The sequence below is a fragment of the Shigella sp. FC1967 genome (assembly GCF_001743005.1).
In the GTDB taxonomy this organism is placed as follows: domain Bacteria; phylum Pseudomonadota; class Gammaproteobacteria; order Enterobacterales; family Enterobacteriaceae; genus Proteus.
This window is the reverse complement of record NZ_MIIZ01001020.1, coordinates 1-15441: the sequence shown is the minus strand read 5'-3', so window position 1 is coordinate 15441 and position 15441 is coordinate 1. Positions and strand designations below refer to the sequence as shown.

The following is a 15441-nucleotide window of genomic DNA, read 5'->3' as shown; positions in this document are numbered from 1 at the left end:
GCACAACCGTTTTAGGTGATGGGCCACAACTACCATCAACTTTTACATTAGCACTACTTAATTTATATAATCTAATTATTTCATTAAAATAATTGGGCTTCTGTTTTTTCACCTTCAGTTATCTTGTCGAAAGGTATTCTTTTACTTCGCTCTTCTTCTTTAGCTAACTCTATTGCATACTGCACAACCGTTTTAGGTGATGGGCCACAACTACCATCAACTTTTACATTAGCACTACTTAATTTATATAATCTAATTATTTCATTAAAATAATTGGGCTCTGTTTTTTTCACCTTCAGTTACTATCAATATTCGATCATAAGACTCTTTTTTAGCAGATTTTCTTCCTAACTCAGCTATCTTTTTAGCTTTTCTTTTTTGAAAAAGTTTATCAGACATCATCATCACCAATGAAAGGAAGAGCTCCAAATTTTCCAGCTAAATACGACGCTTCTAAATCCTCACTACCTTTTCTAACTACAAAGTCAGTTAATGGATAAATTGATGTTTCATTATTAAGTTTTTCAGAAAACCAAATTTGATCTCTTCTAAATACATTTTGTTTTAAAATCGATGTTTCATGTGTAGTAAAAATTAATTGTGCATTATTAGGGTTTGTTGAGGGATTATTAAATAACTTAACCAAGTATTCTACCATTTTAGGATGTAAGCTATTATGTAATTCATCAATAAATAAAATATTTCCAGCATTTAAACTATCGATCCATGGACCAAGAAAACCAAAAAGCCTTGTCGTTCCATCTGATTCCTCTGACAAATCAAATTTAACTAAATCACCTTTTTTTATTTTTTTCTATATGTCATCACCTCGATAGCTTCCGATCCTTCGGCCTCTTTAGATAAAAAGCTTTTTTAGTTCCTTTGGCATATCAGATGGGAGATCATTAAGGTCAAACTTACGTTTTTTTACTTCAATGTTGTCAATCCCCGTATCTGCATTTCTTAATGCTTTAAGAATTCTTTCTTTTTTACCATTCAAACAACTCTCAGCAGTAAATGCTACCCCCCATCCTTTACTAGAGCTAAATTTAACCTTCCTCTCAAACCATCTATATACAGGAAGTAACTGTTCACTATTTAATAAAACGGCTGTAGATAAAAGTAACGCATTACTTCTTGTCGAGCGAGTCCAAACACTTTTATCCCCTTTTAATTCCTGACCAAAATAGGTTTTATAGTTATAAGTCTCATTATCCCACTCCCTTTGGTACAAAGTCCTCGCTCGTCCATAAGGGAAAGAAAACAACCATTCAGAAATAATTCTTTCTTTAGTAGCTGAAAACCCAAACTGGTATCTAACGCTATCAGAAATAAATGTAACTTCAAATTCACTAGGAGAAGATAAAAGCTCTTCGTCTAATTTATATTGACTAATAGGAAGTGGATCGCTTTCTTTATAGCCAGATGCTGACTCAACAACGATTTCACAAATCGTATGCATAGCCTCAAGAAAATTTGATTTACCAGATGCATTAGCGCCATACATAGCAGCTGTTTTTAAAAGTTCAATTACATTTGGCTCCATTAACGTGAACACATTATCTTTCAAATCAGTTAGCTTGCTTGCAGACATTGAAAATGTTTGCTTTTCTGCGATTGATTTATAGTTAGTAATTGACAATTCGATTAACATAGTTTTTCCCTATTTAGATATCGTATTAATATACACATCACTGGCACATGTCGCCAGTTAAACATCCTTATTTGGCAATAAATGATAAATATCATGAGTTATTATATCAATGGAGGTGATTCAATGTATCAAAACAATTGTATATATTTGGCAATAATCTATGCTTTAACAAAAATCTTCATCTAATCATTAGTTATTTAACCCATAATATCAGCATACCATATAAAAAATGTTGCCCCATCTTACTGCTAGGCTATTTTCTGATAAGTTTGGGGTGAGGAATTCAAAAAACACACATTTGCGCGAGTTCTTTAATGAACGATTGGTATTTTATTGAGAGAGAAGTAAGAAGTTTCCTGATGTGAATTCAGTGCAGTATTTGAAAACAGAGTAGTGCCGATGCTCGATGGAACCGACCGAGTTATATAATCAATCAGTTATCAATTTCTGGTGCGCTATTGGTGTCCTGATTATTAAAGTAATACGTCATTCTTACCTAACCCAAATTTCTCTTTCATCTCCTCTTCCTTTTGTCTGCGTTCCTCTTCCACTTTCTGCACCTCTTCCATCTCACGCATTCTCACGTTATAGATTGATTGCTCTGGCATCTGTACACGCACTGAAATAAAACGATCGGATGGAATATCAATCGGATCACCGTCGTTGTAACCATCAATATCATTACGAGCGAACTTAGGTGCATTAGGATGAGTGCGGTGATAAGTTTTAACGAGAATAGAACCGTCTTTGTTAACTTCAGAGTCTACCCAAATAAGTGGCTGTTTATTGACATCGAGTGGAATTTCAATACCACCATCGATACCACCCCAGCCTGCGTCAGCGTTAAACCCAAGAACTCCTTCAATGAGATACTCACCTTGAGCTACTCGAGTAACCGTAGCGCCTTCTGATTCATCGTTAGTGTTGAATGTGCCGTCGGGATTGATGTCGATAATAGGGGAAGCTCTTTTGATAAAGCCATTTGAATCCAGTGTTGTATTAACACTGCCCCACAACACATTTCTTCTCTGATTTCCTGCATTCAGGCACTCAGTAATGGTAATTCCGTTCCCCGCAACAAAAAACTTAAACGATATATTATTATCGTATTGCAAGGAAATCCCTGAGCCATATGAGCCAAAATAATTACTTCCAACATTAGCTCCTTGAGAAAAGAAATAAGAACCCCTTAATGGATCCTTCAAATCAGAGTCAGTTACATAACCAGCCTTACCACCAACGCCATGATCACCAACGAGCATCATCTCCCCTGATTTCTGCGGTATTTTTACAGTAAAACCACCCACACCACTAACATTTGAGTATATTCCGTACTGATTCCCTCTTATTGCTTTTAGAAAACCAAAATAGTCATTTGGGTTATTTTTATCTGAGCTAAATATTCCGTTGTACGACATTAGCTGACCGTTAAATCGTTGAGTCTCACTTGTATGTCGATTTGGCATTTCTTCCCATGGATACCAGTCAACTGATACCCTAACTCTAATAAATTTTCTTGCTGATAGATATGTAGTGTATTCCTGAATGCAACCACCCAACGCCCAGCCACCAACGGTTTGAGCCACTCTTAATGCGCCGGCTTCTTTTATTGGATAATTTCTCTCAAGTGTGGCCTCATTAGTTGCATCTTGCTGATAATCGCCCGCAATTATGACCTCATTTAAATTTTTAGCATTCAGTCTGTTTACAGCACCAACACCAAAATCCCCAATATGTACTGTTTTATTATCATCCGCTTTTTTACTAATATCCCCCTGCATCTTCTTAATGCTATCGAGCGTGATAACTTCACCGTTTGGCATCTCAATTTTTGTTTGCCCTGTTTCAGTCATCCACGTATTCATCGCATCGAGAAAATATTGCGTGTATGCATTTATAGCAACCATGGTTCTAGCTGCATCACTATTATTATCGGGCTCAGTAATATGAATTGAGAATGTGGTGTTAGTAGTCGTTGCTAATGCAGGTTGTGCTAATACTAATTCAGTGTCGGAATTAACGGATTTAATCATGTAGGGAATATTAGTATTTCCTGATTTAATTAAAATTGTCATTCCGATATTAATGGCGGGATTATTATTTTTAAATTTAGTGCCAGTTCCGCGGACAATAGCAGACCCCGACACTGTGCTAACAGTGCCTGTTGTGTATATCATGATTTATTTCCTAGCTTAATTAATTAGAAATTCTTCGCTTGAATCAGGAAATGCAAAAACTCTCCCCCTGAGAATAAACTCCGTCCACTCTCCAGCAACCCCTCCGGTCGCATAAGGTATTTTTATACCAACACTACTAATTCCCTTTCCCGCTGGTATTTTTACGACAAATTCGTTGCAAACATATTCATCTTTTCTAGCATTCGATGTATTTCCTGACCAGACCGAGACTGTTTTGACATTAAAAATTCCATCAACATAAATTTCAGCAACCCCTCTACCATCTCCCATGAATGGAGCCATATACCCCATTAATGCCCCGTTTGGTGTTTTTGTTCCAAACCAGTCAGGGATATAATCTTCTTGATGTAGTGAACCGCTAACCCACAAATAACATGGGGTGTCTCGTTGTTTAAATTTAAACAACTCTTTTATTCCATCGCCTTTCCATCTATCATTTATATAAATCTCATCAGAAATTGAAACAATATTTCCTATTAGCTTTCCGGCCTTAACTGTTCCATTAAAATTTCCATCCGCACCATCGATAGTTCCCCGAAATGTCGCATTATTAAATTCAGCATTACCCGTATTAGCATCAATATTAAATCCCGTCTTACCTAATTCGTAATTCTTGGACTTTATAGCTTCAGATAACACCATTTCACGAACATTCGCTTTATCTAAAAACGCCTCCTTAATAAAAAACTGCCCATTTTTGGCATACATGAATAATTCCATCTTGCCATTTACAGGGTTATACCAAGCAAAGTTATTCGCATTGTAACCAAAGAATGATTCGAGCTTTCCATTCTTAACTTGAGCACTAATCACTTGCCCTGCTGCGTTATATTTAACCTTGTCATGAACAATCGTGATATTAATTGAGTGAGTGACAACACCGTCACCGGTCTGGCTAAATTCAGCCTGCATTTTCTGGTTAATCATGCCTTGCTGTTTGCCGAATTGCGCTTGTACTTGCTCCTCTGATTTAGCTAGTGCCTTATCTGTTTTAGATATTGCCTCTTTATTCGTCGTAACATCAGCACGAATGCGACCAACTTCTTTATCTGTGTTAGCTAAATTTTGGTTAGTTGTTTTTAACTCTGTGCGGATCTCCGTAGTTGTTTGACCGAAAGCTTTATTTAGCTCAGTAATTGACGTTTGAGTTTCTTTAATTGCAGACGTGTTATCACCAACCGCAGAGTAAATTTCTTTAACTTCCTGTGCCCAGGCTTCTTCTTGAGTTGCATTAGCTTGCCATAGCTCACTAATGCCAGCTTGAGATTCAGCATGTTTTATTAGCAACTGCCTGAAATTACGATGGCTTGCGTTACTTAAAATAATTGCGGTCTCAGCATTCCAATCAAGCTTATTATCCAGCTCTTTAAACGCATCCGTTTCTCTAACAGTGTTATCTAAATCATCAAAAATATCTGAGGGTAATGAGACAGGAACACCCGAAGCTTCCACAAAAGGTGATTTACCATAACTATTAATTGTTCGAACATAAAAATAATACGTGTGGCCAGCTTTTAAGTTCTCTTGCGTCCAGAAGTTTCCTTGGCCAACTTTGTTTGCTTTGGTGATCACTTCATTTTCAGAAAGATTGGCGAGTTTCTTTTCACTAAACCAAAACTCAAAGGTATAACCAAAAACTGCAGAGTCCCCCTGCATTGGTGATGCAGTCAGGCTAAACATACCCGGAGTTATTTCAACACCAATCGGTGCAGGCGGTGCCTGAATAGCAAAATCACTGATAGCGGGTGCAGACATGGCACCGGCCACATTAATAGCTCTCACCTCGACACGATAAGTGCCTCGAGTTAAACCGTTAATATCAACACGCTCACCCGGCACTTGAATGGACTGAATGACTTTACCGTTTTGGAGAATATTAACCGTGTTATAGCGAATATCTGATGCCACGTTCTGCCATGAGATATATCCCTGAACAATGTCAGTAACAGAAAGAGGAACAAAAGCCAGATTGATAGGTGCTGGTACGCCACTAGTGGGTAGTTTAGTGAATGGAGGTCTAACAAAAGGCTTACCAATCACATCTTCATATAAATAAGCACCGTCTTCTTCAAGTGTTAAAGATACACCATCTAAAGCATGAAATGTCCATTCTGCAATACGAAACTCAAGACCACTAATATTTAAAGAAGGTAAATCTAATATAACAACTTCACCAGGGCGATACGCATAACCATCTAAATTCATTGTCAGCTGAACACGCCTACCGGCTTTCTTTTTGCGCAAGTATTGTCGAGCTAATCGCTGTGCTTGATAAGGACTGGTAACAAAGCGGTAATCAACGTTTTCCCTGATTTCTAAACCATCCTCTTCTATCCATTCATTGACAATAACAGGCGTAAAATCTGTCTTGGTATAGAGTTGCTCAGCGTCAATGAAAGTACCGTACACCGCATTAGTGGCATCTTTTAGCCCCGTTTCAGGAGTACAAGTTACGGTATCAATAAGTTGTGATTCTGTAATAGTTTTCAATGCTGGCCCATAATATGCACCAACTTGAATGCCGTGTTTTCCTGCTGTAAATGTAGGCTCCGCATTAATACATTTATGCATTGCTTCCAATACACTAGATGGGCTTTCATTTAGATCATAAGCACCATTTAACGTGTATCGATGCTCTGAACCATTTTCAGCATTACTTACGCTTTCATCACATAAATCTGCGGATTGTTTAAAGCTCTCAAAATCAATATCGCTATCAGGAACCTTTAAATAATCTCTATAATAATCAAGAATAACTAACGCACCATTATTCGACCATTCTGTTTTCCCTGTACGTGGATCAAAGAGTTTTTTACCCCAAATTTCACATTTCACATTGGGTAAACCATAAGGGAATTTTTCTTGGTCAAATGTGAGCGTCACGCGTAACCAAGCCATACCGCGCCCCATCATATCCTCTTTCCATGACGGGCAGTTTTTTAGCATAAAGGGATCAGCGTCTTTCCTATCGTTATGTAATTCCCATGAAGCCTTGTCACCAAAAGTCTCAATGAGATCATCACCAAGCCAAATTTTCCCCACCCTATCTATAGGATGCCCAGCTAAAGCAAGCGCAAGTGTGATTTTTTCATTTTCGTCCTGCTCACCTTCCTCTTCTTCTGCAAAAAACAGCAAGCCTGATGCAATAGTTTTACCAATAATGACGGTTTCTGAAGCTGAGGGAGAGCGTAACATTTGCTTACGTTCGCTAGTGTCACGATAATCCATTGACGGAATTTTGGGTTTGAATATTAAAGAACCGGCAACTTGAACAGCGACACCTGCCGACATTAATGCGATACCTAATGCAGTAGTTGTTCCTCCAGTGAACAATCCCGCAACCATCAAACCAGCACCAACTACTTTTGTAATTAATCCACCACTACCGCCCATTATTCCACTCTCCACGCTTTGATAGGGTTAATTTGCACCGGCCTAACACCAATAGAAGTAACTCCCCAATAATTACCCGCCCATACTACGGCCATGCTGTCACCATCATCACCTTTGAACATGACAAGATCCCCACGCTGTACAGAATCAATAGAAATAGATTTAAAGTGGCGGGAAACTGCTCTATCAAGTGAGCCAAATTTAGATTTGATAAGGTTGAAGGCTTCGGCTTTGGTTTTGTATTGCCCAAGGAAGAGTTTTATTGGAGAGAAACCACATTGTGCGTAAATACACTCAGAGGCAAAAATACAACAATCAAATTCACCCCATGAAAAAGGGCGACTCATGGCCGCCCTTATGGTTTCTGGTAACTGGAGTGTCCAGCTTGGTTGTTTCATTCAACCCTCGATAGTTTTTTTATTTCTTTTCTTGAATTTTTTTAGGAGATAAATTATCTAATCTATCTTGTATTTGGTTAAGATCTGAATTGTTCTTAATATCCATTCTATTGACTTGACCCATAGCCATTTGGGTCTCAAACCAAGCATCAGCCCAAACTTTAATAACTTCACCTACTTCACTTATCGAAAATTTTAGTTTTACTTCTGGTGTTGTTGAATAAGAATTACCGATAGCAAGTTGTGACATAACAGCTGTACCGCCTTCAGTTTTCTTTGAGCACAAAACTCCTGAGTCCGTTGATTCTAATACTATAAAACCTCTCTCATTACAGTAAGTGCTTAACGCATCTTTTACTGATGATTTAGTCGTATTGCTGTATACGCCTTCCGGCTTGCCTGATGAAGTTACTTTCTTTAATGGTTCTTGATTGGCACACCCCGTCATGAAAAAAAATAGAAAATATACAAAAAAAAATATTTATACATACTTCATTACCTTATGAAAATTATTTATAAATAAACGCAGGCGCGTCTTTCTTGCTTCCCCAGTAAATAGCACGTTCAGCCATTTGAGCAACATACCGAAAGATGCGATCACCCTGCCTTCTTGATGACCATGACTCATCAGTAAATCTATCAGGTAAACCAATTGACCATCGTTCAAATCGATTAGAAACATTAACACAAACAGCGTTCTCTTCACCAGAAACAACACTAATTGATGAGATCTGCCCGACAAACAATATTTCCGCTAATAGTGGCTTACCATCTTCTCCAATTGCCACCATCATTAATCGCACTTCCCTCCCTCGGCTTTGTTCATTCATCACCATACCGACTAAGGACTTATCAAACCCAGCTAGTTTAAGTTGTAATTGAGGCGGACTTGTTGTCTTGTTTTCATTAAGTTGGCTGATTTCACCAAGACTCCCAACACCTAAATAAGTCTCTCCCGCGATAACAAGTTGACCAACACCGGTATGCGCACAAGTTACACCTGATTTCAAATCCAGCCGAGCTGCAAGCACGATATAAGCGCCTTCATTGATTGCTTTTACCATACCGTCAGAAAATGGATGATATTGCATTAATACAGCACCTCCTCAAAAGAAAGAGTAACATTAGAGTATCCTAGTCGGCGGTGTTGAAACTTCCCTTGCTCATTATCTGATAATCGAAAAACCCCAAAAGGAGCTTTAATGATCACCTCTTCGTTCAATGCAGGTGGAGTTCTGAGCATGGGAGAAATTGAAATGACAGCTCGCCCTTCGTTATCGCTAACAACATCGGCTACTACCATTTTTAACTCATTCCCAATCGTGAGGCGATCACCCTGCTGTAAAACGCGCATATTTCGCTTCCAGCCTGATGTTTGCAAAACACTACCAGACTGCCCAGCAGAGGAAATTTTAGGAGTGCCGTACCCTTCTTTCCCTTTTCTGATCCAACTCGATATTCTCACTCTTCCTGACATACCATCAAGTGCGGCAACAAGAGCCTCAAGTTTACGTGATTTTTCTTCACTTAAATTACTAAACGTTAACTCACAACGCCAACGGCTCCCCGGAAAACGAACTGTTTGACTACTGCCATTAAACGGAGAGATGAACGTTTTACTATTACTGAGTAATTGCCAATCTTCATTAATAGGGCATACATCTTCTGGCCATGCTAAAATATTCATCTACACTCCTAACGTTCTACGTGCAGTTCCATTACTCTGAAAATCTTGCAATATAATCGCCCTTGCTTTTTGTGCACCAGCTTCTGTACCTTGTTCTGCCGCTTCTTTCATTGCTTGAGCAAGAACAGCATCACCGTTACCTGTGACAGTAATTTGGTTTACCACTGTGATATTAACTCCTGATGAAGATGATGTTGTGACTGGTGCTGACGGCACCTTTCCAGCCAATGAACCAACAAAACCACCAGAAGCATAGCCCTGTGTCGAATTCATCAAGCGATAAAGATTGCCGATCCCTAATTTTGCTGTCGCTTCTTTTGTGAAGACAAACTCACCACCATGAACAACGCCTTTAGGTTCAAACTTTCCGCCATGGCCCGTATATCCGCCATACGCAAAAAAGTCCTCCTGGCCCTCCACCAGCATCACCACCGCCAGAAGCTCCGCCCATAAAAAAAGCTGGTTCCTGCTTCAATCGCTTTGAAAACTAACATCTTCATCACCATACGAGTAATGTCAGATATCACAGCATTCGCAAAGTCTTTAAAGCTACCTTTACCCGTTAAAACAAAATCAGCTAAAGAGTCAGACATATTATTCAAAGCATTCGTGGTAACGTTTTTTACATTCTCCATCACATTGGTAGCAGAATCACTAAAATCTGAAAGTCCCTGATTTAGCCCTTCGACTGGATCTAATTTCATTAACTCCCGTTTTTGTAATTCGGCATCAATTTTTTGCTTTGTAAGTTCAACATTGCGCTGTAAGTTTGCGAGTTCTTTATCTCCTAAATCAACTTTTGCTTGTTGATAAAGCAAATCAACCTGCCTCAAGGCATTTAATCGTTCCTGTTCCGCCCTTGATTTTCCTATTAGAGAGGTTTCAAACTGCATTTGCTCAACTTCTTTACCGCGATCATAAGCAAATTGCGCAACAGAATTAGCACGAGCCATATCATCAATGGCTTTAGCTTTCTCTTTAATAGTTTCGATTGCTTTTGGATCTATCTTTAATATTGCATCGAACTTTTCTTTGTTCTTTTTGATATCAGCAAGTGCAGAGTTATATTCATTAAATGATGAGGTGGTACCGTATAACTGAATACTTTGCCCATCGGCAATTAATGAAGCCTGCTTTTCCTGTAATTCAGAAAGGAGCTTTGTGTACTGCTTGGCATAATCAATGCTTGATTTTGGCGTTTTGGGTGGCTTGATTTTTTTAGATTGTAATGCAAGTTGTGCATCAATCTCAGCCTGTAACGCTTTATCATAGCCTTGCATATCAGGCGTTACTTTTCTGCTAGCGAGGACATCCTCTGCATTAAGCTTAGCCAATGCTTCGCCAGTAGCTTTGGCTTTCTCAATAGCTCGAAGAGAGGCATCTATTGATTTTTGAGCGTCAGCAGATACTATAATTAAAGAATTAGCTGAAAACTGTTGTTGTTCTTGAGTGGCTGAGCGAATAGATTGCGCTAAATTATCAAAAGCAGAACCTTGTAGATGGAGCTTACCAACCAATTCATCAGATTTTACTGAAGCATCATAAATACGACTTGCGTAAAGTGCATAAGCATTAGAAACCATGCCGTTTTTTTGGACTTCCGCGTCCATCAATGTCGCCATCTTTCCTCGTTCTATACCTAATTTTCTTTTTTCAGCCTCAAGATCAGCTGTAACTTGAATTTCCTCTTTTTGCGCTTTAAACATTCCTGAAGAGTAAGAATCAAAATCATTAGTATAGTAAAATTGTAATCCTTTATCGGCTAGATCTACCTTAGAAAGCTCAATTAACTCTTTTTGCTTCTGCGTAAGTTCGTCAATCTTTGTGACTCTTGCATCTAAACCTTCTGCAAGCTTTACCATTGACGCCTGACGCTCAGCATCACTAAGTTTATTTAATGACTCTGTTGCAACATCTAATGATTCGGCATACTCAAGAGCCTTTTGTCTTGATTGCTCTGCTTGTTGTTGCCATTCATAATAAGCCATTGCACCTGCAGTCAATAAGCCCGTCGCGATCCCTAATGGCCCACCAAGAAAAGCAAGTGCCCCCCCAAATCCCCGACCTAATGTTGAACTGGCTCTTTGTGCTGCATTCAATCGTTGTATCGCTAATGTTTCTGCATTTGTGGCCGATACAATAATTGAAGACTGTGCTTTCATTCGCATTCTAATACTACTGCGCTGAGCTTCTGTCTGAGCCAATTGAAGTTGTGCTTGTAAAGAACGCATCTCAACACGAGCCAATTCTAACTCGGCTGTCATTTTTGCTTGCGTTGCCTTGGCAGCAATAAGATCTTGTTGAACTTTTAATTTTGTTGCTGTTGTTTGTGCATAAGTGGCTTGAGTCCATTTTGTTATTTTTACCACAATAGCTGTAACTGCTAATGCCTCTGCCACTTTCATTACTTCAGAAAAGTTATTAGATAACGCAGATAAACCAGTGGTTAATAGCTGAGTTGCACCAGTGCTTTGGTTAGCTTCACCAACAAACTTTGTCATTGCTGATTGTAAATTAGTAAAACCTTGGCTAACGGTTGTCACACTGGTAGCAAATTTTTGATCAACAGAATCTTTGACTTTTTCCAATGCCTGAATGATTTTATCAATCGCCATTTCACCGTCTTGAGCTTTCTTTTTTAAATCCCCCATGGAGATCCCCATGCCTTCTGCAATGGCTTGTGCTAAACCGGGGATTTGTTCGATAACAGAGTTTAAATCTTGCCCACGCAACTGGCCTGCCGCCAATGCTTGGCCAAACTGTGTTAACCCCATCGCAGCAGAGGCAGCACTGGTTCCTGAAAGAGAGACCGCTTTAGATACCGTTTCTGTCAGTTCGGCTACTTTTTGCTGATTAATACCTAGGCGTTCTGCATTATCTGAAAAACGCTGATAAACCTGTGCAGTTGCATCGAGTGACTGGTAGGTTTTTTGGGCAATGGTATAGACATCATTGGTCGCTCTGTTTAGGGCTTGAGTGCTATCTGTGACTAATTTCAGTCGGTTTTGTAGGTCAGTCCAACCGTCAGCATAGTTAATCACTTGCTTCACCGACAATGCGCCGGTAACAACTTTGGCAAAATTAGCAAATGATGAAGCTGATTTTGCCGTCTGTGACGCCATACGCTCTTGCTGAACAGTAATAGATTGCAAACTCACACGAACATTTTGATTAAATCGTTCTGTTTGATGCTGACTACGGTTGATCGCATTGGTGAAACTAGCCGTGTTCAGCGTTAAATCAATATTTAATGTTCCCAATGCGCCAGCCATAGAAACTCCTTAAAAACAATAAAATAAAAGCCCCAGCAAGGGGCTAACGATGAGCTAAAACATTCTGAGTAACGCTATCCCACTCTTCAGCTTCTGATGTTTTTTTCTGCCACATTGGCATAAAGTCAGTTAATTTAGGTGGGGTAGATTTCGGATCGCAATTCGCTATTGCTAAAAGATGAGCCACTTGCGCCATACGGTAATCCTCTCGCCATAAACCAAAGGGTTGTTTGCGATAAAAGGCTTCATATTCACACAAGTGACTTTCGGGCATTTGCTCTATTTCTACGAGGGTTTTTCCCAGTGCCAACGACAATATTATTTGGAATTGTCGCCGGTCTGTGAGTTTTTTTTCGTTACCGCCCTCCGCATTAAAAACAGCATTAGAGAACCCTTGCCCTAAGCGATTAAGACCTTTTAGGTCATCTTCATTTTCAGCATCAAAAAGGAGTTCCCCTTTTTCATCACAGAGTTTAAAGGCGAGCATACGTGCCACATCAAACTCGTCATAAACTCGATTCATTGCTTCATTGAATTGATCAGCATCTTCTTCGTCTAAATAAATATCTTGCTCTTCTGCAAGCTTCATTTTTATTTGACGTAATTTTCGCTGAATGTAATTCATTGTGCCAACATCCAGCTCTTTGACATAAAAGGTGTTATCTAAATAGGTAAAAGGAGTGATTTTAAGCGCTTGATTTAACACTAACTCACGTAATAATGTATTCGACATGGTAGCCCTTAATTTGTTTTGCTAAAGTTAGTTTTTATACGGAGGCTAAAGGAACATTTAAATAGTCGCGACCAGACAATTTAATCGACACACCTGAGTCCATCATCTGCCCAACACTCCCCTCAATATTCATCCCCGTTTCGATCGAGCCGAAATAGAACATGGCACCTTCATCACGAGTGAGCACCATTTTTACAGCAAATTTTTTCTTTGCTATTCTCATACTTACGTAATAATCGCTGAACAGCACTAGAGCTATACTGCAAGAAAAACGTTAATTTAATTGAGCCGTATTCCGTATCACCGGATTCATATTCTTTGCCGTCACTGCAAATAGTGGTAACGTCGATTTGTTCGGTCGTCGAGCCGTCTTTGCTGAAGCTTTTCACGGCACAAAAGTTATTAGACCATTGAATACGTTGTGCTTTTGCTTCTGCAAAATCCGTAGGTAGCGTTTTATCACTCCAATCCACTTCGTCACACAGGGTCACCTTATCGCCTTCAACACTGGCGACAGGAAAGCGCCCATTGAGTTCTCCTAAACCTGATAACACAATCATGTCATCAGCTTTTAATTTACTCCCTTCGATGGTGAGCGTAGCGGGAGAAAGTGTCACTGCAGTAATGCTCACCTCCTCACCTAATCCTGTTTGAACAAACAGTTTTGTGCCAAGGAAGGGGGTTGCTTTATGATTTTTTGGCTTTGCCATATCAATATCCTATTTATCTGATGAGATAGTAAATTCCAGAATGAGCCGATGTAATTTGACATCGGGTTCATATTCGAAAAACGTGTTAATACGCTGAGAAAAAGGAATGCTTTCGACCATAATTGAGTTTATTTTCTTACGCATTGTTGTTAGGTTTTTGGGGTTAGAGTCGTACACATCGAGCTGGACGCGATAATCATCAAGATCCATCTCCACCAGCGCGTTATTCGGTGTGATACTGGAAAATTGGATCACAATAGCGGGGTAAACCAATTTACCTTCAGGCAATACCTGAAAAAAAACCCTTTCATCGACTAGCGCTGAAAGGGCTTCCTTTAATTGATAAATCATATTGTTACCTTGTTTTCTCAATTTCCTCTTTTAACGTTTGAACAATCACTTTTGCGGTGGCCTCTTTTTTAGCTTCAAAACCCGGTCTCATAAAAGGTTGAGCTGGCATCTTTGAAGTACCAAACTCGACGAACCACCAATAAAAAGGATCATTCGGGTTTAATGCGGCACTTTTTCCTGTCGCTTGTTTGAATGCAGTAATTTTTTTACCCGGTAAAGACTTTACCCAGATACGTGTTTTTGTTTGCCCGTTACGCTGTACTTTTGTTTTAGAGCGAATGTTACGTTTAATCGTCCCTTTGCGTCGATGTGGAACATCTTCTTTCAAAATGGGTACGCGGTTCTTAATTTCCTTTTTTAATGTCGATGCCCCTGCATTCATTGCTTTGCGTGCGCTACGGTTTCTAACCTTGCGTGCAACTTCTTGCATTTTTCGTTGTATTTCAGACAATCCGCTGATTTTAATCTCACCCATCATTAACTCCTTCCTTGCACATCAGTTGTAGCTCTCTGTGCTGTTCTTTCGGATCAATAATTGAGATGATATCGAACACTCTTTCACCATAAACGACACGCATTGACGTGTTTATTCCTGGCACGTAGCGAATAAGAATACGTGTGCTGGCTTCACTTTGGACTTGCTGTGCCTGAAAGTATTCACGCCCCTGATAAGGTGCAATAGATGCGCGTACTTTTGGTAAGAAATCTTCCCAAATTACTTCATTACCGCTAATGGCATCGGGCGCTAATGTCGGTTTTTGTATTTTAATGACATGCCGTAATTTTCCAGCTTGCATACAACCTCCTACACACCGTAAATTCGATAAGGTTGCAATAACGCTTCCACCGCAAAGGGTTGAGTTGAAAACGAGCGTCCTGAGATCACACCTTCGCGATTTTCATACCACTGCCCAATCAGTAATAACATGGCAGCAGAAACATCATCTGTCAGTAATAGATGATCGGCATCTTCTTGGTATCCTTCCGATACTTCCTTTTCATAAAGCGTCCTGCGAGTGTAGTTCTCGACAAACTTCACTGCAGA

At 39.5% G+C, this 15441-nt stretch carries 19 protein-coding genes; all 19 read right to left on the bottom strand.

Going from position 1 to position 15441, the window contains the following annotated elements; translation table 11 throughout:
* Positions 1–83: 83 nt before the first annotated feature.
* Positions 84–293 carry a hypothetical protein gene (locus BHE89_RS17645; RefSeq protein ID WP_128860680.1) on the bottom strand — a complete coding sequence of 70 codons (210 nt, stop codon included), beginning with the start codon at positions 291–293 and terminating at the stop codon, positions 84–86.
* Complete coding sequence (locus BHE89_RS26285; protein WP_286146261.1) at positions 265–399, bottom strand: hypothetical protein; 135 nt, start codon at positions 397–399, stop codon at positions 265–267. The genes BHE89_RS17645 and BHE89_RS26285 overlap by 29 nt, the downstream gene beginning before the upstream one ends.
* Entirely contained in the window at positions 392–808 is a 417-nt protein-coding gene (locus BHE89_RS26280) for an AAA family ATPase (protein ID WP_286146262.1), read from the bottom strand. The genes BHE89_RS26285 and BHE89_RS26280 overlap by 8 nt, the downstream gene beginning before the upstream one ends.
* Before the next feature lie 48 nt (positions 809–856).
* Positions 857–1654, bottom strand: coding sequence for an AAA family ATPase (locus tag BHE89_RS26275; RefSeq protein WP_286146260.1), 798 nt, complete (start codon positions 1652–1654; stop codon positions 857–859).
* A 473-nt stretch (positions 1655–2127) separates the two neighbouring features.
* Positions 2128–3831 (bottom strand): pyocin knob domain-containing protein, encoded by a 1704-nt coding sequence (locus BHE89_RS26270; protein ID WP_069368424.1) that lies wholly within the window; start codon positions 3829–3831, stop codon positions 2128–2130.
* A 15-nt stretch (positions 3832–3846) separates the two neighbouring features.
* Positions 3847–7245 carry a phage tail tip protein J-related protein gene (locus BHE89_RS17625; protein WP_077885114.1) on the bottom strand — a complete coding sequence of 1133 codons (3399 nt, stop codon included), beginning with the start codon at positions 7243–7245 and terminating at the stop codon, positions 3847–3849.
* Positions 7245–7643 (bottom strand): DUF6950 family protein, encoded by a 399-nt coding sequence (locus tag BHE89_RS17620; RefSeq protein ID WP_069368423.1) that lies wholly within the window; start codon positions 7641–7643, stop codon positions 7245–7247. The genes BHE89_RS17625 and BHE89_RS17620 overlap by 1 nt, the downstream gene beginning before the upstream one ends.
* Before the next feature lie 19 nt (positions 7644–7662).
* Complete coding sequence (locus tag BHE89_RS17615) at positions 7663–8091, bottom strand: hypothetical protein (RefSeq protein ID WP_128860679.1); 429 nt, start codon at positions 8089–8091, stop codon at positions 7663–7665.
* 61 nt (positions 8092–8152) lie between these two features.
* A complete protein-coding gene (locus BHE89_RS17610) occupies positions 8153–8734 on the bottom strand; it encodes a hypothetical protein (protein ID WP_069368421.1) in 582 nt (193 codons plus the stop codon).
* Entirely contained in the window at positions 8734–9330 is a 597-nt protein-coding gene (locus BHE89_RS17605) for a hypothetical protein (RefSeq protein WP_069368420.1), read from the bottom strand. Before BHE89_RS17605 ends, BHE89_RS17610 begins: the two co-directional genes overlap by 1 nt.
* Entirely contained in the window at positions 9331–9756 is a 426-nt protein-coding gene (locus BHE89_RS26265) for a phage tail tape measure protein (RefSeq protein WP_286146259.1), read from the bottom strand.
* Positions 9756–12602 (bottom strand): tape measure protein, encoded by a 2847-nt coding sequence (locus BHE89_RS17600; RefSeq protein WP_286146258.1) that lies wholly within the window; start codon positions 12600–12602, stop codon positions 9756–9758. The genes BHE89_RS26265 and BHE89_RS17600 overlap by 1 nt, the downstream gene beginning before the upstream one ends.
* Positions 12603–12645: 43 nt before the next feature.
* Entirely contained in the window at positions 12646–13335 is a 690-nt protein-coding gene (locus BHE89_RS26260) for a phage tail assembly protein T (protein WP_286146257.1), read from the bottom strand.
* Positions 13336–13369: 34 nt separating this feature from the next.
* A complete protein-coding gene (locus BHE89_RS26255; protein WP_286146256.1) occupies positions 13370–13525 on the bottom strand; it encodes a hypothetical protein in 156 nt (51 codons plus the stop codon).
* Positions 13509–14045 (bottom strand): hypothetical protein, encoded by a 537-nt coding sequence (locus tag BHE89_RS17585; protein WP_286146255.1) that lies wholly within the window; start codon positions 14043–14045, stop codon positions 13509–13511. The genes BHE89_RS26255 and BHE89_RS17585 overlap by 17 nt, the downstream gene beginning before the upstream one ends.
* A 9-nt stretch (positions 14046–14054) precedes the next feature.
* Positions 14055–14396, bottom strand: coding sequence for a tail completion protein gp17 (gp17, locus tag BHE89_RS17580; RefSeq protein WP_069368415.1), 342 nt, complete (start codon positions 14394–14396; stop codon positions 14055–14057).
* A gap of 4 nt (positions 14397–14400) precedes the next feature.
* Positions 14401–14871, bottom strand: coding sequence for an HK97-gp10 family putative phage morphogenesis protein (locus tag BHE89_RS17575; RefSeq protein ID WP_223672409.1), 471 nt, complete (start codon positions 14869–14871; stop codon positions 14401–14403).
* Positions 14864–15193 carry a phage head closure protein gene (locus tag BHE89_RS17570; RefSeq protein WP_069368413.1) on the bottom strand — a complete coding sequence of 110 codons (330 nt, stop codon included), beginning with the start codon at positions 15191–15193 and terminating at the stop codon, positions 14864–14866. Before BHE89_RS17570 ends, BHE89_RS17575 begins: the two co-directional genes overlap by 8 nt.
* An 8-nt stretch (positions 15194–15201) precedes the next feature.
* On the bottom strand, positions 15202–15441 hold a 240-nt coding region (locus tag BHE89_RS17565; protein WP_141008331.1), incomplete at its 5' end, for a head-tail connector protein.

Bases quoted from the DNA above. Each gene is read 5' to 3' on its own strand.
- BHE89_RS17610 (WP_069368421.1), bottom strand. From the start codon at position 8,734: ATGCAATATCATCCATTTTCTGACGGTATGGTAAAAGCAATCAATGAA.
- BHE89_RS26285 (WP_286146261.1), bottom strand. From the start codon at position 399: ATGTCTGATAAACTTTTTCAAAAAAGAAAAGCTAAAAAGATAGCTGAG.
- BHE89_RS17600 (WP_286146258.1), bottom strand. From the start codon at position 12,602: ATGGCTGGCGCATTGGGAACATTAAATATTGATTTAACGCTGAACACG.
- BHE89_RS26265 (WP_286146259.1), bottom strand. From the start codon at position 9,756: ATGCTGGTGGAGGGCCAGGAGGACTTTTTTGCGTATGGCGGATATACG.
- BHE89_RS17605 (WP_069368420.1), bottom strand. From the start codon at position 9,330: ATGAATATTTTAGCATGGCCAGAAGATGTATGCCCTATTAATGAAGAT.
- BHE89_RS26275 (WP_286146260.1), bottom strand. From the start codon at position 1,654: ATGTTAATCGAATTGTCAATTACTAACTATAAATCAATCGCAGAAAAG.
- BHE89_RS26260 (WP_286146257.1), bottom strand. From the start codon at position 13,335: ATGTCGAATACATTATTACGTGAGTTAGTGTTAAATCAAGCGCTTAAA.
- BHE89_RS17620 (WP_069368423.1), bottom strand. From the start codon at position 7,643: ATGAAACAACCAAGCTGGACACTCCAGTTACCAGAAACCATAAGGGCG.
- BHE89_RS17570 (WP_069368413.1), bottom strand. From the start codon at position 15,193: ATGCAAGCTGGAAAATTACGGCATGTCATTAAAATACAAAAACCGACA.
- BHE89_RS17625 (WP_077885114.1), bottom strand. From the start codon at position 7,245: ATGGGCGGTAGTGGTGGATTAATTACAAAAGTAGTTGGTGCTGGTTTG.
- BHE89_RS17575 (WP_223672409.1), bottom strand. From the start codon at position 14,871: ATGGGTGAGATTAAAATCAGCGGATTGTCTGAAATACAACGAAAAATG.
- BHE89_RS17585 (WP_286146255.1), bottom strand. From the start codon at position 14,045: ATGGCAAAGCCAAAAAATCATAAAGCAACCCCCTTCCTTGGCACAAAA.
- gp17 (WP_069368415.1), bottom strand. From the start codon at position 14,396: ATGATTTATCAATTAAAGGAAGCCCTTTCAGCGCTAGTCGATGAAAGG.
- BHE89_RS26255 (WP_286146256.1), bottom strand. From the start codon at position 13,525: ATGGTGCTCACTCGTGATGAAGGTGCCATGTTCTATTTCGGCTCGATC.
- BHE89_RS26270 (WP_069368424.1), bottom strand. From the start codon at position 3,831: ATGATATACACAACAGGCACTGTTAGCACAGTGTCGGGGTCTGCTATT.
- BHE89_RS17615 (WP_128860679.1), bottom strand. From the start codon at position 8,091: ATGACGGGGTGTGCCAATCAAGAACCATTAAAGAAAGTAACTTCATCA.